General features: G+C 57.6%; 20 protein-coding genes. 6 read left to right on the forward strand and 14 right to left on the reverse strand.

What is annotated here, in order from left to right; genetic code table 11:
* Positions 1–15: 15 nt before the first annotated feature.
* The 9 genes from I6L44_RS08340 to I6L44_RS08380 form a co-directional block, all read right to left on the reverse strand.
* Entirely contained in the window at positions 16–2,376 is a 2,361-nt protein-coding gene (locus tag I6L44_RS08340; RefSeq protein ID WP_216953987.1) for an HAD family hydrolase, read from the reverse strand.
* Positions 2,377–2,488: 112 nt separating this feature from the next.
* A complete protein-coding gene (gene glf, locus I6L44_RS08345) occupies positions 2,489–3,670 on the reverse strand; it encodes a UDP-galactopyranose mutase (RefSeq protein WP_216953989.1) in 1,182 nt (393 codons plus the stop codon).
* The gene (locus I6L44_RS08350) at positions 3,667–4,638 is read right to left on the reverse strand and encodes a glycosyltransferase (protein WP_227340783.1); all 972 of its coding nucleotides are present in this window, start codon (positions 4,636–4,638) and stop codon (positions 3,667–3,669) included. Before I6L44_RS08350 ends, glf begins: the two co-directional genes overlap by 4 nt.
* Before the next feature lie 169 nt (positions 4,639–4,807).
* Positions 4,808–6,013 (reverse strand): acyl-CoA reductase, encoded by a 1,206-nt coding sequence (locus tag I6L44_RS08355; protein ID WP_216953991.1) that lies wholly within the window; start codon positions 6,011–6,013, stop codon positions 4,808–4,810.
* Positions 5,992–7,047 (reverse strand): acyl-protein synthetase, encoded by a 1,056-nt coding sequence (locus tag I6L44_RS08360; RefSeq protein ID WP_216953993.1) that lies wholly within the window; start codon positions 7,045–7,047, stop codon positions 5,992–5,994. Before I6L44_RS08360 ends, I6L44_RS08355 begins: the two co-directional genes overlap by 22 nt.
* Complete coding sequence (locus tag I6L44_RS08365) at positions 7,044–8,402, reverse strand: AMP-binding protein (RefSeq protein WP_216953994.1); 1,359 nt, start codon at positions 8,400–8,402, stop codon at positions 7,044–7,046. Before I6L44_RS08365 ends, I6L44_RS08360 begins: the two co-directional genes overlap by 4 nt.
* Complete coding sequence (locus tag I6L44_RS08370) at positions 8,399–9,148, reverse strand: SDR family NAD(P)-dependent oxidoreductase (RefSeq protein ID WP_216953996.1); 750 nt, start codon at positions 9,146–9,148, stop codon at positions 8,399–8,401. Before I6L44_RS08370 ends, I6L44_RS08365 begins: the two co-directional genes overlap by 4 nt.
* A complete protein-coding gene (locus tag I6L44_RS08375) occupies positions 9,148–9,381 on the reverse strand; it encodes an acyl carrier protein (RefSeq protein WP_139459750.1) in 234 nt (77 codons plus the stop codon). The genes I6L44_RS08370 and I6L44_RS08375 overlap by 1 nt, the downstream gene beginning before the upstream one ends.
* On the reverse strand, positions 9,378–9,914 hold the full coding sequence (locus I6L44_RS08380; RefSeq protein ID WP_216953998.1) for a GNAT family N-acetyltransferase: 537 nt from the start codon (positions 9,912–9,914) through the stop codon (positions 9,378–9,380). The genes I6L44_RS08375 and I6L44_RS08380 overlap by 4 nt, the downstream gene beginning before the upstream one ends.
* A gap of 173 nt (positions 9,915–10,087) precedes the next feature.
* Between I6L44_RS08380 and pseF the strand changes: the two genes are divergently transcribed.
* From pseF to I6L44_RS08410, 6 genes are read left to right on the forward strand one after another with little or no spacing between them, the layout of a single operon-like run.
* A complete protein-coding gene (pseF, locus tag I6L44_RS08385; protein ID WP_216954001.1) occupies positions 10,088–10,783 on the forward strand; it encodes a pseudaminic acid cytidylyltransferase in 696 nt (231 codons plus the stop codon).
* A complete protein-coding gene (gene pseG, locus I6L44_RS08390; RefSeq protein WP_216954003.1) occupies positions 10,773–12,029 on the forward strand; it encodes a UDP-2,4-diacetamido-2,4,6-trideoxy-beta-L-altropyranose hydrolase in 1,257 nt (418 codons plus the stop codon). The genes pseF and pseG overlap by 11 nt, the downstream gene beginning before the upstream one ends.
* Before the next feature lie 6 nt (positions 12,030–12,035).
* Positions 12,036–13,082 (forward strand): pseudaminic acid synthase, encoded by a 1,047-nt coding sequence (gene pseI, locus I6L44_RS08395; RefSeq protein ID WP_216954005.1) that lies wholly within the window; start codon positions 12,036–12,038, stop codon positions 13,080–13,082.
* Positions 13,075–14,370: a motility associated factor glycosyltransferase family protein gene (locus I6L44_RS08400; protein ID WP_216954007.1), complete on the forward strand. Its 1,296-nt coding sequence runs from the start codon at positions 13,075–13,077 to the stop codon at positions 14,368–14,370. Before pseI ends, I6L44_RS08400 begins: the two co-directional genes overlap by 8 nt.
* The gene (locus I6L44_RS08405) at positions 14,367–14,627 is read left to right on the forward strand and encodes a hypothetical protein (protein WP_010635733.1); all 261 of its coding nucleotides are present in this window, start codon (positions 14,367–14,369) and stop codon (positions 14,625–14,627) included. Before I6L44_RS08400 ends, I6L44_RS08405 begins: the two co-directional genes overlap by 4 nt.
* Positions 14,627–15,373, forward strand: a complete 747-nt coding sequence (locus tag I6L44_RS08410) for a class I SAM-dependent methyltransferase (RefSeq protein WP_129503719.1) — start codon at positions 14,627–14,629, stop codon at positions 15,371–15,373. Before I6L44_RS08405 ends, I6L44_RS08410 begins: the two co-directional genes overlap by 1 nt.
* Here I6L44_RS08410 and I6L44_RS08415 read toward each other — a convergent pair.
* From I6L44_RS08415 to I6L44_RS08435, 5 genes are read right to left on the reverse strand one after another with little or no spacing between them, the layout of a single operon-like run.
* The gene (locus tag I6L44_RS08415; RefSeq protein ID WP_216954009.1) at positions 15,355–16,716 is read right to left on the reverse strand and encodes a DUF4910 domain-containing protein; all 1,362 of its coding nucleotides are present in this window, start codon (positions 16,714–16,716) and stop codon (positions 15,355–15,357) included. The genes I6L44_RS08410 and I6L44_RS08415 overlap by 19 nt on opposite strands.
* Positions 16,713–17,117, reverse strand: a complete 405-nt coding sequence (locus I6L44_RS08420) for a VOC family protein (protein ID WP_216954011.1) — start codon at positions 17,115–17,117, stop codon at positions 16,713–16,715. The genes I6L44_RS08415 and I6L44_RS08420 overlap by 4 nt, the downstream gene beginning before the upstream one ends.
* Positions 17,114–17,809, reverse strand: a complete 696-nt coding sequence (locus tag I6L44_RS08425) for an AAC(3) family N-acetyltransferase (protein ID WP_216954014.1) — start codon at positions 17,807–17,809, stop codon at positions 17,114–17,116. Before I6L44_RS08425 ends, I6L44_RS08420 begins: the two co-directional genes overlap by 4 nt.
* A gap of 56 nt (positions 17,810–17,865) precedes the next feature.
* The gene (locus tag I6L44_RS08430) at positions 17,866–18,099 is read right to left on the reverse strand and encodes an acyl carrier protein (protein ID WP_216954016.1); all 234 of its coding nucleotides are present in this window, start codon (positions 18,097–18,099) and stop codon (positions 17,866–17,868) included.
* Positions 18,092–19,711: an HAD family hydrolase gene (locus tag I6L44_RS08435; RefSeq protein ID WP_216954018.1), complete on the reverse strand. Its 1,620-nt coding sequence runs from the start codon at positions 19,709–19,711 to the stop codon at positions 18,092–18,094. The genes I6L44_RS08430 and I6L44_RS08435 overlap by 8 nt, the downstream gene beginning before the upstream one ends.
* Positions 19,712–19,721: the final 10 nt, after the last annotated feature.

Here is a 19,721-nt window from a genome sequence, read left to right on the forward strand (position 1 = left end):
CGGTTTCCTTGGAATTCAATTCAATGACAATATGGTCACATCTTGGCTGGATATAGTCGCAAAGATGTCTCGTTTTATTTCGTCCACAAAGGAGGCGGACGCGACAATCAGTACAGAACCAGATGGAATTGAGCACTCGGATAATGATATAACGTCATATCCCATCACTTGGTAGTGTCCAAAGTTGGCTTTTTTATCGATCACGGTACGGATACGGATGCTTTTTTTAATCAGTTCAGGTGCCAGACACTCAAAGAATTCTCCCGCCCCATACACTATGACTTCGGTGGCATGTTGACTTTGCATCAATTCCAGAAGTCTATCGATCGCTTGGGCATGCTTATAACGTGCATCGCGTAAGCCGACAAAATCCATCATCAAATCAGGATCCAGCCGACTCAGGGAACCTTGTGGCCAAGCCAACCAACGCTCACCATAAGACATGTTTTTACTGAACTTGCGATAGAAGGTTTCTATTCCTTCTGAGTGGATCCGCGCCAACCCGGAGGAATTAATAACCTTGTAACTACGCTCCGAGCCAAAGTTGTCTTCATGAACCAGATTACCAAGATAGTGCACCTCGCTCGATACCGGACACTCGACCAGACGCTCCATCATGCGTAAAAAAGAGATGCGCTCACTCAAATCGGATTCGGCGATGCCCAGCGACTGGTCCCATAACTGATAGGCATTAACTCCAGCCTCAAAACTCCGGATATTTTGCTGATGCTGGACACTGTAGCGAACCTCTGCCTGTCGCGGCACAACTTTCCCTTCCGCTGTGCGCCGATACCCCAGTGTGCTCCCTTCCAAACCAACGAGAACAATTTCAAAAATCTCTGGTGAACGGGCAATCTTCTTGATCCCCTTTATGGTATCGTTACGCACCGGAATAAAGGCACTGATCGGCGTGATAACGGAGTTTTTGCTGCCTCTATGGTTACAGTAGAGCAACAGACTGCTCATTGGCTGTTGCAACATGGCCTTGCTAATTTGAGAGGGAATCGTCCCACCGCCACCCAAGTCGACTAGCAGATAGGGAGCATCTCCCGTCAAGCCAACAAAATAATCTCGCATGTCCAGCCTGCTTTGCTGAATACTGCTCTTGATCTGCTCGATATTTTGCTCAAACACTTCAGCCATCAGTTGCAGACCACCTTGCCCATCGATGGCAATTTGATCCAAAAGCGCCAGTGGCGTGTCAAGAAAGGATGCCAACCTGACATCCTGAACACCAAATTCATTGAAAAAGTCACGAACGGTGTAATTGCGGCGCATCAAGGTCTGGGAAACAGCCTCTTCCACTTGGCTATCATCTATCGCGGGCAAATAGGTTGCCTTGCGTGAGGCATAACAGGTCTGACAGCGTATATCTGGGTACTGCTGTGATTGAAAATCGACCTGGCGGTTGATACAGGCAGCAAAGATCCCGCCCTCTCGCATCAGCGACAAAATGTTTTTTACCTGCAGTCGTTTGGCTGACTGCAGAACCCACTTGGCAAATGCCGTCAGGACGGGTCCAAGGATGAAGGCGCCATATGTGTAGAAAAATTGCTCCTCCTCGGAAAGCTGTTGTGGCATCGACAGGACGGCCAGCTTCCTGGCATGTTGCATGGTCGATGGCACATTTACCCGATAAACTTTCTCGTTTTCCAACACCTCAGACAGATTCTCTGGGATATCAAAATGCAATGAAGCCAAACCATGTTGCCGTGCCGACTGCACATCAGCCCTGGGATTGTCACCGATATGCAAAACTTGCTCTGGTTTCAGCTTTATCTGAGTAATTACATGGCTAAAGAGAGCGCCACTCTGCTTGGTCAACCCAACACTTGATGAAACAAACAGATAATTATAAGAAATTTCAGGGCATTTTTCTGAAATACAGTCGCGCAAAAAAACTTCTGGCAAATACATGTCGGAAATAAAAACAATCAGTTTATTTTTACGTTGTGCACGTACCAAAACCTCTTGAATAATCGGGTCTGGATAAAGAACTTCTCGTTCTACTTTCAGCTCTTCAACTTTAAGCACCGCCTTAATTTCATCACTAAAAGGCAGCTGTTCAAAAATATCGTCAAAACTAATTTCTTCACCTGAAATTAGTTTGCGAGCACGAGCTTCAGCCTCGAGGCGGCAAAATCTATAATCTTCTGCCTCAATTGGCAGATTAAGACCTCTATTTAGCAACCGTCTCGCTGCTTCCTCAAAAACCCACGAGGGTTCATCACATGCACGACGCAATAATGTATCAAAAACATCCAATGAAATATGTGTTATTTTATCAATGCAAAGATACTGATCAAGAGCAGTTAGAAACTGGCTATTTTCTAGTAAATCACGCAACTCGGGAGACATCACCGCATAATGACTCATATATACCTACACATGCATCAAAATAAAAGAAATCACATAAAAGCATTCACACTCAAAAACTCGAATACTTTTGCGGAATGAAAATATCTATCTCTGCAATAGATTATATTCATTACTTATTTAAAACGGCAAAACAGGCATCGGAAACCAATCGAGAGAAATTGTTCAGCGCGTTATCCACTGCATCATCCATATCGAAATAGCGATACTCGGCAAGGCGGCCCAAAGCAATCAGTTGCGGGAACTCGGCCAATTCATCGCGGCAAGTCTGATAATGCTGTTTGGCTGCATCGGTAAACAGCGGGTAGTAAGGCTCCAGCCCCTGCCCGGCCACATAGGTGCAGGGGTATTCATAAACGATGCTGGTGCCGGGATGTTGCTGCCCCGTCAGATGCTTGAATTCAGTGATGCGGGTATAGGCCTCTTCATTCGGATAATTGACCGTGGTCACCGGCTGAAATTGAGCTTGCGGCAGATGACAGTGCTCAAAGCGCAGTGAACGGTACGGCAAGCCGTCGTGCCCCGCCGGCATCAGCTGATCCAGCATCCCCGTATAGACCAAGGGCCCGGCAAAGGGCACGCCATCCAGCAGTATCCGTTTCTGTTGCCAATCCAGACAGACGCGGGACCCCATGGGAATGGATAGCCTCACCTCAATCAAGGGGTTCGCCAAGATGCGCTCGAACATGGCGGTATAACCCTGCGCGGGCACCGCCTGCCAGGGATCAATAAAGTAACGGTCATCACGATTGACGACAACCGGCACGCGCGCAGTGACCTCGGGCGAGACCTGCTCTGGCGATACACCCCACTGCTTGCTGGTGTAGTTGACGAAGGCTCGCTCATAGATGAACTGGGCCAGCTCAGCCAGCAGAGGCTCAGCTTCCTGCCGCAGTGCCATGATGGGCACTCTGGCCCCCTCACCAAATCTGGCCTGAAGGGCCTCAATCATGGCCGCTGCCTTCTCCGCCGGAAAGCAGCGTTCAATGCTGGTCAGGTTGAACGGGATGGGCACCAACTGACCATCTATCCGTGACAGCACGCGATGCTCATAAGACAACCACTCGGTGAACTGCGACAGGTAATCCCAGACTTCCTGCTTGTCGGTATGGAACAGGTGTGGCCCATAACGATGGATCAGCACGCCGTGCTCGTCATACGCGTCGAAGCAGTTACCCCCGAGATGATCGCGCTGTTCCAGCACCAGCACCTTCCAGCCAAGCTGGCTGGCCATTCGTTCAGCCATGACGGCACCCGAAAGCCCAGCGCCGATGACGATCGCCTGATAGCTCACGCTCTATCTCCAAACAGTTGCTGCATGACACGCGCGGGATGGGCCCGCTCTGCCCATGCCAACTGATGTCGTTCGTCGAAGAACCAACCCGGGGCTAGCCTTGCCACAGCATCGACCGACTGCTCGATAAGCTGAGTGAAGCGCACGACATCATCCTGCCGCAAAAAGTAGAGCGCGGCAGAGTAGTAGTGATGGGCACGCCCCTGAGCAATGATCACGGGATCAGCACCGAATGCCGCCGCATTGTCACAGGCACGCAGCAAATCGCGCAGCGACTGTTCACGACGTTCAGCCGATTTGCGGGTTTGCCCGCCAAAGCTCTGGGTATGGAAGCGATAGCGGCCCAATAATTCGGGGATAAAATCCAGCGTCCCCGGATTGTGGGAGAGGTTCAAGATATGCCAGGGATAATCGAGGATGATCTTGCACCCCTCATCGATAGCGTTCTCCATCCCTTCATAACGGCGAAACATAATGGAACTGGCATTGACGAACACCCCGAAGCGGATTAATGCCTCCCGCGTCATCACTAGTTCGAGATAGCGAGCATTGTAATAATCGCGGGTGAAGAGCTTGATCCGAGCATCGGTCTCATCATCAAACATCTCCGCTTCGTGGTAGCAAAGGGTGCAACCGGAATGCGCGTCCAGATAATCGGCCTGACGCTGCAGCTTGCCCGGCAGGGCCAGATCATCCCCGTCGACATAGGCGATATATTCGCCGTTCGCCTCTCTCAACAAGCGTTTCTGGGTTTTAGCCAACCCCATATTTTGCGCGTTCTGTAGTGCCCGTAGCCGAGGCCACTGTAACGCCAACCGCTGCATAATGGCCCAGGAGTCATCGCTCGAGCCGTCATCAATGGCGATCACCTCGAATTCGAAATTCGTTTTTTGTTCCAGCAGGCTAAGTAGGCAAGGTTCAATGAAGCGCCCGAGGTTGTATACCGGCACCAGTACGCTGATTTTCATAAGGAAACCCAGGGTTTGAGTAAAAAAGAAGCAAAACAAAGAAAATGGACAAGGCTACCGCACGGTCTCTGTCAACCTTTCCTGCCCTTCATCACAATAATTACTGCAAGAGCTGTGCCTGACCAAGCTAATTGATTGATATGACTTGATTTATGTGACCTGGCATCCACTATTCAATGCGGGCAAGCCGACGGCTGCAGGCGGCTAGCATGTCGATGCCGTCCCAGAGCCATTCGAATGCCAGCGCCTGTCCCGGACTTGCCACCCTATCGATACGACAACCTGGCGATACCAGGAGCGCATGCTCAAGCTGCGTTTTATCCGGGCCAGCCCAGACACAGGTCTGCATATCCCAAGGCTGTAGCAGCAACTCATCAAGGTTATCGGCAACAAATTCGGCGACTGTACCTCCTCCGATGTGTGCAAGCCGCAAAGAGGCGGTGGGAGTCAATAAGGTGACGCCAGAAAAGGTGTCCAGCTGCATCTGGCCATCATGGGCGACATTTTGTTGACTATTGATAAGGCGTTCCATCATCAGGGAGGGATTATCTGCAAATGGGGCGAAGATCCCTTCGAGCAGACGACGGCGCAACGTGCTGGCGGGAGTGCCCAACCAGCAAATCGTAGTGGGTGAGGCGCAGGCTTGTTGATTGAAACGGGTAAAGTCTTGTTGCAAAGCCGCGACCACTTGCCGCCACGCAGCAGCATCCAGGTTGGCGAGCCATTGGCTATCCAACACCGCCATGGAGCGGCGATCCGGAAACACGATTTCCTGAGCGCGGGGTGAGAGCGGAATAGTCCGTACCCGGCTGATGGTTTCATCACCTCCCCAGATAATGCGAAGCCGACACCGGGCCGACAGCCAGGCGGTGATGCCCTCGTCGTGGTCATAGCGGATAAAACGGGTACGGGAGGCAATCTCTTGCCACTCGGGCAGAGAGAAGAGCTCGTTCAGGATGGCCAGCATGGCCTCTTGCACCGGGTCGATGCGCGATGAGAGACGTACCACGGACCCATTGCCCATCAGCAGCGCCATGATCCAGGAGTAGAACGCGACGGTCGGCACGTTGGAGGGTACCAGATGAAAAACCATCCCCAAGGGTGCACGCCCTGCCATGCGTTTGCGCTGTACCTCAATCTGGCGCGGCCGCAACCAAAAGCCAAAGGCGGCCAGATCCGGGTTCTCTCGCCCCTCCTTCAGCAGACGTGCAGAGAGCGCAGCCACAAAATCGCAGATGACGGGCGCAAAGCTTGGCAGTGGGTGAGTGACAAAACCTTGCCAGCCGCTGACGGGAGCCGCGAAAGCAACCTCTGGCCCCGCTTGCCAGATGGCATCTTCTACATCTGATCGGCTCACTGGAAAGTGTCGCTGCATCCCCTCACCTCGGCGCCTTGCTGACGTCCTGATACCTGAAAATAACGGCCACGACGGCCGCAGGGGCAATCATCCTCCCCCAGCAGCACGCCGAGATCCTCGGTCAGCAGGCTGTGGCCAGGATAACTTTGGGGAATGGCAGAGATCACCTGCAGCAAGCCGGGTTGGCCGACCCCGAGCGGTCGATGAGTCAGCGGATCCCGCACCAGCAGATCGGCAAAGAGGGGAGCATGAAGATGGCCATGCTCACACTCGACAAATACCGACCCCACCTGCTCCACCATGCCATAGAAGTTGTGCACCCGACTCAACCCCAACTGTTCATGGCAGCGCAGCTTGAAGGCAGGATTATCTACCGCGAGGTGTTGCAGTTTTTTCCAGCCACCGCTGTGAAAAAGCGTGCCCTGCGTGAGCGGCAGTTGCAGACCGCGCTCACGCAGCGGCTCCAGCAAACATTGCCAGACCATGAAGGTGAAGCCGAACAACAGAACCGGCTGGCCCGCATATTTGTCACAAAAGGCCTCGATGACAGGCCAGTTGGGCCGCATCTGCTCATCGAGGGCATAAGTATGGTCACGGCCAAGGAAGGAGAGCCCCAGCGCACCGGCTCCCCGAGCGGAAAAACCGCTGCGGTTTTGAATCAGGGCGGGTTGCTCCACCAGCAGCATAGGCAGCCGTTGCTTACCGACGAACTCTTGCAGGATCTTCACCAGCACCTTGCTCTGCAACGCGGCTGTATCCCGATCCAGCACAATGCGTGACGGCGTCCCCGTGGTGCCCGACGAGGTGAGCACCTTGAATACTTCTTCTTGCGGCACGCTCTGCCATTGGGCCAATTTGAACAGACGGGCGGCCAGATAGGGAAGCTCTTGGTAGGTCGAGGCCTGACCCCAGCCAAACGCCGACAGAATATTGGCAAAAGCTGGACACCCCTGCCCATGCCGCTGCGTCAATTCATTCAGGCGAGCAAGGAGCAGCCCACTTTTTTCCTGTTGGGGCAGCCCAAAAACCGGCGCATCAAACAGCTTGTTCATAGTTGCTCCAGCTCTGTTAACAGGGCCGGATAATCAATCTTCATATTGCTGCGTCGTGGCAAATGGTGTTGGTAGATACGCACGCTTGATGGTGGCACCATCAGCCAGCGGGCCAGCTCCAGCTGTAGTGCGTCACAGGGGCACGCGTCTGCCTCGATGGCTACCAGCAGGCGATCATCGCAGCCGGTCGCGGCGCAGGAATAGCCCCTCCCCTGCAACCAGGCTTCCACTTCAGCCAAGCTTACCCGTTTGCCAAACAGCTTCAGGAAACGGTTGAGTCGCCCGGTCAGATAGAAGCGGCCTGCCTCATCACAACGAGCCAGATCGCCGGTAAAGAGCGCATCCATATCACGTCCCCGAACCAGATCTTCAGGGCGCTCGGCATAGCCAAGCATCACGTTTGGCCCTTGGTAAACCAGCTCCCCCTCCCCATCGGGAAAGCCGGGCTCATGACGCAGAGAGAGATGCCCGCCCGGTACGGCACGGCCGATGGCATCGGGGGCAATCATCACTTCATCGTGTGCCAACCAGGCGATGCGCGGTGCCGCTTCGGTCTGGCCATACATCACGAAAAAACGGCGTCTCAGTGCAGCGGCCTGCTCGGCAAACTGTTTTGCCAGTGCTGGCTCAAGCCGTCCTCCAGCCTGGGTCAGTGTCATCAGACTGGGATAACGCGCCCAGTCAAAACGCAAGCGGTTAAGCATTTGAAAGGTAAAGGGTACCCCCGCCACGCTGGTGACCTGATGGCGATTGACCTCATCCCAGAAGTGGCGCTCAAGGGGGCTGGCAGTGCATGAAACCAGAGAGGCACCAGCCAAAAGATGGCTGTTGAGCACCGACATACCGAAGGAGTAAAAAAGTGGCAATGAGGTGATGGCTCGCTCACGCCCGTTCAGCGCCAGATATTCGGCGATGGCCGCGGCATTGGCATCAAGATTGGTTCGCGACAATCGCACCCATTTGCAGGAGCCGGTACTGCCCGATGTCGGCAGCAGCATGGCCAGCTCAGGGTGAAGCGAGGGCGCATCGCCAAGATGCGCAACTGCCCCATCCTCCAATACCCGCAGACTGACACTAAAGCGCTGGCACTGCTCATGGTGCAACCGGGCATCCTGTGCAGGATCGGCCAGCATGATGGCGTGGCCATCACGCAGGGCCAGCAAGTAGTGAAGCAGATGCAGGGTGGATGTCACAAATGGCAGGTAGACCAAATGGCGACCGGCAGGATAGATGGTGGCCAACTGCGCCACACGCCGGGCCAGTTCACCATAACTGAGCCACCCCTCTTGCGGGTCTCGCCAGGCTGGCTCGTCGTTACTTTCAACCAGATGTGTCAACAAATCAGGCGGGTTCAAATCACCATCCCCCCATCGACCCCAATCACCTGCCCGGTCACATAACTCGACAAGTCGGATGCGAGAAACAGGGCCACCTTGGCCACATCATCTGGCGTGCCAATCCGCCCCATTGCGATGATGGCCACCCGCTCGGCAAACTTATCTTGCGGGATGGAGTGGGCCATATCGGTATCGATAAAACCGGGAGCAATCGCATTGACCCGGATCTGGCTGACGGCAAGCTCCTTGGCCAGTGACTGGGTAATACCGATCACCGCAGCCTTGCTGCCGGCATAGCAGCTGAGTCCGGCAGCCCCCACCTGCCCCATCAGGGAGGCGAGATTGATGATGCTGCCGCCACCACTGCGCTGCATCAGGCGGACTGCATACTGGCTGCAATAGATCACGCTAAAGGTATTGTTGCTGAATGTCTTTTGCAGATGGGCCTGGCTTGCCATCCCCAATAACGCCTCTTCCAGCATGCCGGCATTGTTGACCAACACGTCCAGCTGACGAGTCTGAGCAAACAGCTGCTGAAAAGCCTGCTTGACCGCCGACGGATCAGCCACATCAAAACAGAGAGGCTGGCAGGGCACGCCAAACTCTGAACCGAGCGCGGTCGCCAGCTGGCTCATCGCCACCTCATCACGGCCTCCCAGCCACAGTTCAGCCCCCTGAGAGGCAAACTGACGGGCAATGGCAAGGCCGATGCCACGCCCGGCACCGGTGATCAACACCCGTTTGCCTTGCAGCAGCCCCGTCATCAGAAAGCGATCCCGTACTTGGCCAGGATCTCGCGCGCCTTGCCGACCGAACTCATGTCGATAATGTCATCGGTGTCGAGCAATACACCGTAGTTATCCTCCAACTGGGCAATCAGCCCCATGTGGGCGACGGAATCCCACTGCGGGATGCTATTGTAGGCCAGCCCATCGCTGACGCTGCCGATATCGATACCCAGCGCCTCGGCAAAAACTTGTTCCAATGCGATTGTCATCTGAAAAATCTCCGTAGCCGCTCACGGGCGGCATAATAATTCGCCGGCAGCAGTTCCAATGCAAAAAATCCATTCTCTTGCCCAACTTGGCGGTAACCCAGTTGTTCATTCAAGCGCAGGGCAGAGCGATTGTTCTCCCGAACCAGAGTGCGAATACAACCGATGTGCAACTCATCAAAACCCTGATCAAGCTGAGATAAGGCAGCAGCGACAGCCAGCATGGGATGCCGCACGGTTGAGTTGCCCAGATAGAGCCCCGCATCGGCGATCGCCTGACCCAGCAGCTCGCCCTGAGACTCACCTTTCAGATTGACGTAGCCCGCTCGCACGTCTTTGCACCAGAGCACCCAGTGCTGCTGATCCCGCCGCTCACGGGTGGCGGTGAACCATTGGCGCTGTTGCCGTGGCGAAATACGCGTCTGGGATACCATCTGCATTCGCACCTCATCCTGATTGCGCCAACGCCGCAAAGCGGGAAGATCCCACGGCGCTATCGGGCGTAGCTCAACGCCATAACTCATCTTCAACGCCATACAGTTTCCATGACTTCCATGACCTGTCTCTCTTATCGACCACACGGCCGCCATTCCGTAGCAAAAATCGATAATACAAGCAGAAAAACCAGTATAATATCAAAAATAATCAAAGAGTTGTCATCGATTATCCTGGCTTTGGCCAGTCATTAATCCAGCAGAGAGAACCCATCATGGCCATCGCCATTATCCCGGCCCGGGGTGGCAGCAAACGCATTCCACGCAAGAATATCCGCCCCTTTTGTGGCCAGCCCATGCTCGCCTATGCCATCCAAGCAGCGCAACAATCAGGCTGTTTCAACAAGGTGGTGGTCTCCACCGATGATGAGGAGATTGCCGAAGTTGCTCGTCAACTGGGCGCGGAAGTACCATTTCTGCGGCCAGCCAACCTCGCCGATGATCACACAGGTACCACCCCTGTGGTGATCGACACCATCCAGCGGCTCGACCAGCTCGGCATCCAGGCAGAGCACTACTGCTGCATCTATGCCACGGTCCCGCTTATTCAAGCCGATGACTTGAAGGCCGCCCATCAGCGACTGATCGCAAGTAATGCTCCCTTTGTCTATACCGTGGCCGAGTTTGGCTTCCCTATTCAGCGCGCCGTGCGCATGGACGAGCAGGGCCGGGTCACCCCCTTCTGGCCGGAGCAGATGGCGAAACGCTCTCAGGATCTGGAGCCTGCCTATCAGGATGCCGGCCAGTTCTACTGGGGCAGCCGTGCGGCCTGGCTGGGAGGGATCAGCCCGGTAGGGGGAGAAGGGATTGGCCATATTCTGCCAAGACACAGGGTGGTCGACATCGACACGCCGGAAGATTGGCTCCTGGCCGAACTGCTCTATCAAGTGCTGGCCCAAGATGACGTTTAAGGTTGCCTTCCGGCTCGACGCCGGCACCGAGATTGGGCTGGGTCATCTGATGCGCTGTCTGGCCATCGCCGATCGGCTGAAAACGGCTGGCGCCGAGTGCCACTTCCTCTGCCATCAGCTACCTATGCACCTGTTGCCACTGCTGCACTCCCACCAGCATCACGCTCTCTGTGATCTGGACGATGCAGGCCCCTTGCCCACCTTGCGCCCGGAGTGGCTGGTGTGTGATCACTACCAGATTGATCGGCAAATCGAGCAGACACTGGCAAGTCACTGTGGTCAGTTGCTGGTGATCGACGATCTGGCCGATCGCCCTCATCATGGTCAGTTGCTGCTGGATCAGGGGCCACAGCGCAGCACAGCCGATTACCAGTCACTCGTCCCTGCCGACTGTCGGCTGCTGCTGGGCACCGACTATGCCCTGCTGCGCCCTGCCTATCGCCAGCTAGCACGCCAAAAGGCCAGCCGGTGGCGACATGGCCTCATCTGCTTTGGTGGTGCCGATCCGGCCGGAGCCTGCCTCATCACCCTCAATACGCTGGCTCGACTGCCATGGGCTAAAACCGTCAGCTGGACTCTGGTAGCCGGTGGGGCCAATCCTTTCTGGCCCGAGCTGCAACAAAGGGTTGCCGAACTGCCCGATCTGCCGCTCACCTTGCTGCGTCAGAGCGACCAGATGGCCGACCTGATGAGCCGACACGACTTCGCCATTGGCGCTGCGGGCGGCATGACCTGGGAGCGAGCCTGTCTCGGCCTGCCGACCCTGGCGGTGCCCATCGTCGACAACCAACAGTTTAACGATGAGGTGATCGCCCGCTTTCAGCTGGCAGAGCGGCTGACCCTGAGCGAACTGGATGAGCCTGAGCGGCTGATGCATGCCCTGCAACAACTTGAATTGCAAGCAGATGACTATCGCCGCCGTGGCCAGCTGCAGGTGGACGGGCTGGGGCTGGATCGGCTCACCGCCCGGTTGCTGCAACAATCGGATTATCAGCTGTTACCAGATGGCCAACTGTGGCAACTACGCCATGATGGCAAACTGCTGCTCACCCTGACGCTGGACGGTCAGCACCTGACATGGCAGGCCACCCGGTCACTTCAGCCCACGGAGTGGCAAGAGCTGGCACATCGCTTGCAGACAATTTTCTCCCAATTTCCCCTCTATCTTGCCGAGCCACCGCAGATAGCGCCCCCTGCCCCTTGGCAGCCGGCGCCGCAAGGCTGGCAACTTGGCACAGGAATCTGAACACAGATGCAAATCGCCCATCAATCCATCGGCCCGGCGCAGGCTCCCTACGTGATCGCCGAGCTATCGGCCAACCACAACGGCAACCTGGAGCGTGCACTGGCCATCATGACCGCCGCCAGGGAGGCCGGGGCCAGCGCCGTCAAGCTGCAAACCTACCGCCCGGATACCATCACCCTCAAAAGTGATCGACCGGAATTTCAGATCCACGGCGGTTTGTGGGATGGCCATAGCCTCTATGACCTTTATGAGTGGGCGCACACCCCCTGGGAGTGGCACCAGGCGCTGTTTGCCAAAGGGCGCGAGCTGGGGCTGACTGTCTTTAGCAGCCCGTTCGATTTCAGTGCGGTGGACTTGCTTGAATCACTGGACTGCCCGGCCTACAAGATCGCCTCCTTCGAGCTGGTGGATCTGCCCCTCATTCGCTACGCCGCCCAGACCGGCAAGCCGCTCATCATGTCCACCGGCATGGCGAACGAGGCCGAGATCGCCGCCGCGGTCGAGATGGCACTCAAACACGGCAACGGCCAGCTGGCCCTGCTGCACTGTGTCAGCGGTTACCCGGCCCCCGCCGCCGAATACAACCTGCGCACCATCCCTATGTTGCGTCAGCGCTTCGGGGTCGAGGTGGGGCTCTCCGATCACACCCTGGGATCGGCCACGGCCATCGCCGCCACTGCGCTCGGGGCGACCCTCATCGAGAAACACTTTACCCTGGCTCGCGCCGACGGCGGGCCGGATTGCGCCTTCTCCATGGAACCGGCCGAACTCACCGAGCTGGTAGCCTCGGTCAATACCGCTCATGCCGCCCTCGGGGTGGCCGATTACCAGCTCACCGCCAGTGAACAGGGCAACCGCGCTTTTCGCCGCTCCCTCTATCTGGTCAAGGAGATGGCCGCCGGTGAGGTGCTCACCGCAGCGCATATCAAGTCGGTGCGCCCCGCCCTCGGCCTGCCCCCGGCCGATTACGATCGGCTCATCGGCAAGCGGGTCAACCGCAGCCTGAGCGCTAACCAACCACTGAGCTGGGAGTGGATAGACAACGATGAGTGATGATCTCTTCAACCAGCACGGCAGGCTCATCAGCCAGCGCTGGCCCGCCCTCTGGCCCCGCCTGCTGGCACAAGACGTGGAAAGCCTGCCGGCCGAGCTGACCGAGGGGCTCGGCTCCACCCTCAGCCTCCACGGCATCCAGCTCACCAGCCGACACGATCGGGTGAAAGAGGCCGAGCTGCAGGCCGCCAGCCTGCCAGAGCAGCCAGTGCTGCACCTCTACGGTACCGGACTCGGCGATCTGCCGCGCGCCCTGCTGGGGCGCAGTGGCCTCAAGCGGCTGGAAGTGAAGATCATGAATGGCGCCCTGTTTGCCCTTGTACTGCGGCTGCTAGACCAGCAGGACTGGCTGACGGACCCCAGGGTCGAGCTGATGATGGCCGGCGACGAAGGGGAGGTGCGGCTGCCCTTCTTCGCCCTGCCGCCCGAGCTGCTGCTGGTGGAAGATGCTGCCGCCCGCATCCGCGACCGGCTGGTGAGTGAAATCGATTTGCCGTTCGCCCGGGCCAGGTTCGACGCCGAGCACCCCGACATCACCCGGCGGCTGGCGGAAAACCGCGATCTGCTGGCCGGCGACGGCGATGTGGCCTCCCTGTTCGGTCTGGCTCAGGGCAAGCAGGCGCTGATCGTGGCGAGTGGCCCAACCCTGCAGCACAACCTGGCCACCCTGCAGGCCCAGTTGCAGCGCCGTCGGCAGGACTATCTTCTGATTAGCGTCGATACCGCGCTGGCGTTTTTGCTCAGCCACGGTATCCGGCCCGACATCGTCGTCACCATAGATGACGCCATCCACGGCAACCGGCTGCCCGCCGCCCAGTCGGCCCAGACCACCCTGGTCTATTACCCCACGGTTCCCACGGCAGCCCTGCTGGCCTGGCAGGGGCCACGCATGACCGCCTACTCCCGCAGCCCCATGTATCAGCAGCTGCGACAGACGCTCCCCAAGGGCGTGCTGCACTCGGGCGGCAGCGTCATTCATCCCGCGGTGGATCTCGCCGTGCAGATGGGTTGCCGCCAGGTCATCCTGCTGGGCACTGACTTCGCCTTTCCCGGCGAGCTCACCCACTCGGGCTGGGCCGACGGTGCGCTCGGCCCCAGCGCCGCGCTGGCCCTCAGCTGGGCCCTCGACGGCCATGGCCGGCGGGTCAAGACCAATCCAAACTTTTCCGCCTACCGCACCGAGCTCGAGCGCTACATAGCGCTCCACACCGATGTGCAGTTCTGGAACTGCAGCCGGGAAGGGGCGGAAATCGCCGGCTGCCGCTATCACCCGGAGTACGTGCAATGAAAAACGGCCAGATCACCCGCCTCACCGCCCTGGCGCACCAGTTTCGGCTGGGGCAGTCGGTTGCAGCGAGTCAGGCATTGCCGGAACTGCTGCAAGAGGTGCTCACCGAGCAGGGCAACCTGCCACCCGGACTGGTAGCCGCACTGCTGCAGTGCCAGGAACGGCAGGACTGGCTAGGGCTGGCCGACTACCTCGAATATGAAGTGGTGCACTGCCTGTCGACCCCGGCCGGCGACACCACCACAGGAGACCACTGATGATCAAGGCCATTTCCAACGCCTCCGAGAAAGAGCTGTCACGTCGCCAGGCCTTCAGCGAGTTGCTGCACGCCAGCCCGCTGCCCGCAGCCGAGCTGCAGAACAACCTGGGCCTCTACCTCAAGCGCCAGTCGCTCTCCCGCATCCTGTTCATGCACGAGCTGTATCAGAAGATCGTGCCGGTCCACGGCGTCATCATGGATTTCGGTACCCGCTGGGGTCAAAACCTAGCGCTTTTCTCCTCGTTTCGCGGCATGTATGAACCCTACAACTACAACCGCAAGCTGGTGGGATTCGATACCTTCAGCGGCTTCCCTTCCCACGCTCCGCAGGATGGCAGCGACGCCGCCATCCAGCCGGGTGCCTACGGGGTGACGCCGGGCTATGAGCAGCATCTGGCCCAACTGCTCGCCGCCCATGAGGCGGAAAGCCCGCTGGAGCATATCGTCAAGCATGAGTTAGTGAAGGGGGATGTGACCGAGACGCTGCCAGCTTATCTGGCTCGCCAGCCGGAGACCATGGTTGCGCTGGCCTATTTTGACTTTGATCTTTACGAGCCGACCCGCCGCTGCCTCGAGCTCATCAAGCCGCACCTGACCAAGGGATCCGTGCTGGCATTCGATGAGCTCAACTGGCCCGCCTTTCCGGGGGAGACCCTGGCCCTCAAGGAGGTGTTGGGGCTGGATCGCTACGCCATCCGCCGCACTCCGCACAACCCAGGGCCAGCCTATCTGGTGATCGAGTAGTCCGGTTGCGGGCTGATGCGACGCAGCAGCCCGGCATCCAGCAGCATCCGCGCCAGCGGCTCCACCCGCCAGAACGGCGTCCCTATGGTCTCGGCAATCTCGAATAGAGTCAGCTTGCCGTCGCTGTAGGCCAGCAGATTCATCATCTCCCGCACCTGCCAGCCCGAATAGCGGGTCGACAAATCCGGGTAGAGCCCCCGCTTGCCGAGCTGGGGTTCGCCCAGCACAGTAACCTCGCAGCGCTCGTCCAGCTCCAGACACTCGATGGCACGGCGCAGCGCCATGAAGCCGCCCGCCAGACCGGCCGGTGTCACCAGCGAGAGGTCATCGAGCGAGGTGTGGTACTCGGCATAACAGCCGTATCGGCTGCGCATCACCGAGGTGACCGGCAGATCGATGCCGGGCGCGCACAGCTGCCGCTCGTTGGAGCCCCGCTCCAGGAAGCTGTAGGCTTTGTAGCCCGGCGCAAGATGACCCAGCACATGGCGACCGATGCGATCCGCCAACGTGTTGCCTTGGCGTGAGGGCAGGAAGGAGTAGCTGCGGTCATCGCCAAGACAGGTCAGGTTGAAGCCGGCCAGGGTGCGCTGCTTGAGCTGGTCCAGATGGCGGGAGAGATAGACGATGGCCCCCAGGGTTTCAGGCACCAGCATCAGCCGGTAGCTGTAGCGACGTGTGGGCAGTGACGCAAGCCAGGCCATCAGGAATACACCGACACAGGGGCCGGAAAGCTCGTTGTTGGCCATGGAGGGGTGACAGGTGTAGCTCGACAGCAAGATCTCCTGCTCGCTCTCCCCCGGCAGCACCCAGTCACCATAGGTGAGCGAGCCCGGTGCCAGGGTGGCATCGATCACCACCTGATATTCCCCCTCCGGCAGCGCCTCTCGCAGCCGATGGGGCAGACAGAAGCCCCAGCGGCGCTTGTAGTAGGAGGTCACATAGGGAATGGCGTCCGGCTGCTCGGGCAGAGAGTGAAGATGGGGCTGCAGCTCGGCCAGTGAGAGGGTGCAGCGCACCGGCTCCGAGTAACCGACCAGATGCAGGTTGTGGTCCTGGAAATCGACCACCCTGCGTCCATCCGGCCCCACTATGTAGGCCTCCCGCACGTTCCACTCGTCAGGCACTGTCCAGTCGAAGCACTCGGTGCCGCTGGCCACTTCATGGATCTGCAGCCCGGGCAGGCAGTGCTCGCGCCACAGGGCCAGCGACTGCCGAACCCCGTCCCCGGTCAGGCTGCGATTGAGCGGAAACAGCAGGGTGAGCAGCCGATGCAGTTGCTCACCGACTTGTGCCTGGTCGTCCCAGTCGGTGGGCAGATAGCCACTCTTGGGTGAAAAACTCATGGGGTGGATGCCTCGATCAATTCGACAATGTGGCCAAGGGGGCTCAGGAAAAACTGGACATGGGCGCCGCCAAAGGCGATGGCAGGCTGGCTGGGCCCTAGGGGAAGATGACGCTGGGCCCGCAGTTTTTCGGCAGCCATTGCCAGGTCTGCCACCTCATAAGCCAGATGATTGAGCAGGTTATGACGGGTACGTAGCGCCTGACTGACGGGGCTATCATCACTGGCCGGTGCAATCAGTTCATAGCAAATCCCCGCATCATCATAAGCAAAACAGATATGCACCCGCTGCAACGGATCGAGCACCGGCTCGCTAAAGCGGGAAAGCCCGAGGGTCTCGCCGCAATAACGTACGCCAAGATCCAGTTCGGCCACCACCAGTCCAATATGGTGCAGTTTCATCTCCCCTCCCTGATAAGCGCATGGGGGTGGACAGCGATCAGCTCTTTTGCCACCGCGACAAAGTCGGCGCAGCGAACTGCCCAGACAGGTAACCGGCCAAATAACCCCTGGTGCCATTTGTCCTGATTTTTAAGGGCTTCAACCAGACGGGAAAGATCTATCTCGCTGGCCAGATCGAGTCTTCGCACAAAGTAGTCACAATACCAGGGGCGCACCATTCCCTGCTCGCGGACATCCCCCTCAAAACGTTTCATAAAGCGATAATCGACACCTAGTTGCTGCTCGACATAGTGGGTGAAGGTAATGCGATCGGGATGACAGGCAAAACCGGCAATCCAGCCATCGTGAGCCGCCAACCAGGCGAAGGGGCTCTCTTCACCAAAGCAGTCATGACCCCCTGCTGCAACCACCTGGTCACGCCCCGCTCCCCATACCGCAACGCTGAAGATAGGATCGCGGGTCCGCGCAACCCCTGGCAGAGTGCGAAACTGCTCCGTCATCAACCCGACTTCACTGGGGGATGTCGCCCTGTCGAAACAGCTCTGGCGAGTCAGGCTATACGTGAATGTTGGCACCAGCAGAGTGCCCTCGTTTCCAAGCCACTCCTGCATTCCGAGCCAAAAAGCATGTATGCCGGCTTCATTGCCCCGTCCTGGAAACTGGGCCACAGCCATGGCGTCAGAGTGAACCATTATAGCGCTCCCTCGCGCGATCCCAAGGGAGCCAAGAACATGAGAGAGAGCTTCAATCACAGCACAAGACCACGCCGCAACAGCGCCTCACGAATATCCTGAAGCTGTTTCATCGTCGCCAGCTCTTCAGGCTCGAAGCGTACCGAGAACGTCTGTTCAACCAGTAACAGAAAATTGAAATGGCCGAGCGAATCCCATTCCGGAAAGGCCCCAAGTCCCAACTGATAGTCGTCTCGCGTGACGGTTGCAGAAGGAAACTGCTGTTCCAACAGAGTGAAGAGATCAGTCATGGTGATAAAACTCCAAAAAAGGCAAATTCAGCTGTTCGAGCGCCAGACTATGGTAATGCTCATGGGAAAAACGGGCGGGATCCGGATTATCACAGGGGGTCAACGGCAGGGATGCCAACCATGTCAGCGCAGGTTCATTACGAGCACAACGGTTCGAGCCAATAACCAAGCGCTCGATCCCCGCCTCGCGCAATGCAGCCGAAACTCTATCCAGTAACCAATATTCGAGCCCTCTGGACAACACTCTGCAACTCAGAGCCAGCGTATCGAGCAATGCCAGTTTGGGCGTGAGGTTTATGATCAGCACCAAGCCAACCAAACCATGATCGGCAAAGCGATCCTGCAACGACACTAGCCAGCACCAGCCAGACTGCGCCAGCCGTTTGAGCTCGCTCGCCTCATATCGCTGACAGGAGAGATTAAACTGGTTGGTTTTATGGATGATCTGCTCGGCACGAGCAAGGTTATCCACCGCCAACGGCTGTATCGCCGCACGCAACGACAAAGAGGCGAGAAAATGTTGTTCACTGCCAACCTCGCTACGTAACCGGGCGGCATCTGCCAATGCCAGATAGGAGGCCTGACGAAGAGCGTCATCACCACTGAAGATGCGGGAGAACCCCCCATAAGTGAGCAAGGTTGTAGGCCATGCCCAAATATCTGCTGGTGGTTCAATGACATCGACTTGTGGCAGGGCATGGCGAACTTCAGCCCTTTCCAGGGGGGAATCATCCCAGAAGACCAAGGCCTCAAGCCCCAGATTGAGGCTGGCGGCAATATGTCGCAAACCTTGAGATTTCGAGCCCCAACCAATGGCAGATGCTGCAATATTTCGCCTTTTGAGTCTCATGGCGCCATGCTGCTCAAACACCAGCCAAACATCTGCAGGCTCGTTTTTAGAGCACAATGCCAACAACACGCCGCGCTGATACCAGTAAAGCGCCGCATCCTGAAACGACTGATAGAGTTTGCCGAGACCGTCCTGACCAAGGTAAAGGCCAGTCAACCCCTCTTCACCCACTACCCCCCCCCACAGGGTATTGTCACAATCGAGCACCAGCACCTTGCGTATTGGCGCCTGATCAAGCATCCAACGCGCGGCAATCCAGTCGGCAAGGCTGGTCAAGCCGTGCATCGAGAGAGGACAAGAAAGAAGGTAACGATTACGCTCGTCCACACAATGGGCTCGCCCCTGCTCAGAGAGCCAGCGACCCAGCCCCAAATCCCTAATGTGGTGACGTGCAAGCGCTCGGGTAAAGCAGACATCCAGCTGCATCATCCAGGGATGAAGAGCGCTACTCACACCACCGCCTTGCAGTGAACAGGCACCAAGATAAAGATGAGGGAGCCCCCGCAGTGGCGAGAGCAATGCTTCCAACCAGGTGTCGATGGTCTCGGACAATGCGGGTTCAGCCAAGGTGTACCAATGCTTGCATTCGCTGTCGGTCAGCAGTTGCTCCCAAAACCAGAGCACCAGATGTCCGTCACAAGCGGCCATCGGCTGCCATTGACCTTGAGGGCAAAATTGCAACTGTGCATGTCGGGCCAAAGGAACCCATGCCACATTACCGGGCATGAGAAATGCGGTGGATGCCAGGGAAAGGGTGGCCATATATGCACCT

Origin of the sequence: Aeromonas sp. FDAARGOS 1414, assembly GCF_019047065.1 — a bacterium.
Classification (GTDB): domain Bacteria; phylum Pseudomonadota; class Gammaproteobacteria; order Enterobacterales; family Aeromonadaceae; genus Aeromonas; species Aeromonas veronii_A.

What these genes read in the sequence shown, in the direction of transcription:
- I6L44_RS08340 (WP_216953987.1), bottom strand. Translation starts at nt 2,376, where the DNA reads ATGAGTCATTATGCGGTGATGTCTCCCGAGTTGCGTGATTTACTAGAA.
- I6L44_RS08350 (WP_227340783.1), bottom strand. Translation starts at nt 4,638, where the DNA reads ATGAAAATCAGCGTACTGGTGCCGGTATACAACCTCGGGCGCTTCATT.
- I6L44_RS08355 (WP_216953991.1), bottom strand. Translation starts at nt 6,013, where the DNA reads ATGCAGCGACACTTTCCAGTGAGCCGATCAGATGTAGAAGATGCCATC.
- I6L44_RS08360 (WP_216953993.1), bottom strand. Translation starts at nt 7,047, where the DNA reads ATGAACAAGCTGTTTGATGCGCCGGTTTTTGGGCTGCCCCAACAGGAA.
- I6L44_RS08370 (WP_216953996.1), bottom strand. Translation starts at nt 9,148, where the DNA reads ATGACGGGGCTGCTGCAAGGCAAACGGGTGTTGATCACCGGTGCCGGG.
- I6L44_RS08375 (WP_139459750.1), bottom strand. Translation starts at nt 9,381, where the DNA reads ATGACAATCGCATTGGAACAAGTTTTTGCCGAGGCGCTGGGTATCGAT.
- I6L44_RS08380 (WP_216953998.1), bottom strand. Translation starts at nt 9,914, where the DNA reads ATGGCGTTGAAGATGAGTTATGGCGTTGAGCTACGCCCGATAGCGCCG.
- pseF (WP_216954001.1), top strand. Translation starts at nt 10,088, where the DNA reads ATGGCCATCGCCATTATCCCGGCCCGGGGTGGCAGCAAACGCATTCCA.
- pseG (WP_216954003.1), top strand. Translation starts at nt 10,773, where the DNA reads ATGACGTTTAAGGTTGCCTTCCGGCTCGACGCCGGCACCGAGATTGGG.
- pseI (WP_216954005.1), top strand. Translation starts at nt 12,036, where the DNA reads ATGCAAATCGCCCATCAATCCATCGGCCCGGCGCAGGCTCCCTACGTG.
- I6L44_RS08400 (WP_216954007.1), top strand. Translation starts at nt 13,075, where the DNA reads ATGAGTGATGATCTCTTCAACCAGCACGGCAGGCTCATCAGCCAGCGC.
- I6L44_RS08405 (WP_010635733.1), top strand. Translation starts at nt 14,367, where the DNA reads ATGAAAAACGGCCAGATCACCCGCCTCACCGCCCTGGCGCACCAGTTT.
- I6L44_RS08410 (WP_129503719.1), top strand. Translation starts at nt 14,627, where the DNA reads ATGATCAAGGCCATTTCCAACGCCTCCGAGAAAGAGCTGTCACGTCGC.
- I6L44_RS08415 (WP_216954009.1), bottom strand. Translation starts at nt 16,716, where the DNA reads ATGAGTTTTTCACCCAAGAGTGGCTATCTGCCCACCGACTGGGACGAC.
- I6L44_RS08420 (WP_216954011.1), bottom strand. Translation starts at nt 17,117, where the DNA reads ATGAAACTGCACCATATTGGACTGGTGGTGGCCGAACTGGATCTTGGC.
- I6L44_RS08425 (WP_216954014.1), bottom strand. Translation starts at nt 17,809, where the DNA reads ATGGTTCACTCTGACGCCATGGCTGTGGCCCAGTTTCCAGGACGGGGC.
- I6L44_RS08430 (WP_216954016.1), bottom strand. Translation starts at nt 18,099, where the DNA reads ATGACTGATCTCTTCACTCTGTTGGAACAGCAGTTTCCTTCTGCAACC.
- I6L44_RS08435 (WP_216954018.1), bottom strand. Translation starts at nt 19,711, where the DNA reads ATGGCCACCCTTTCCCTGGCATCCACCGCATTTCTCATGCCCGGTAAT.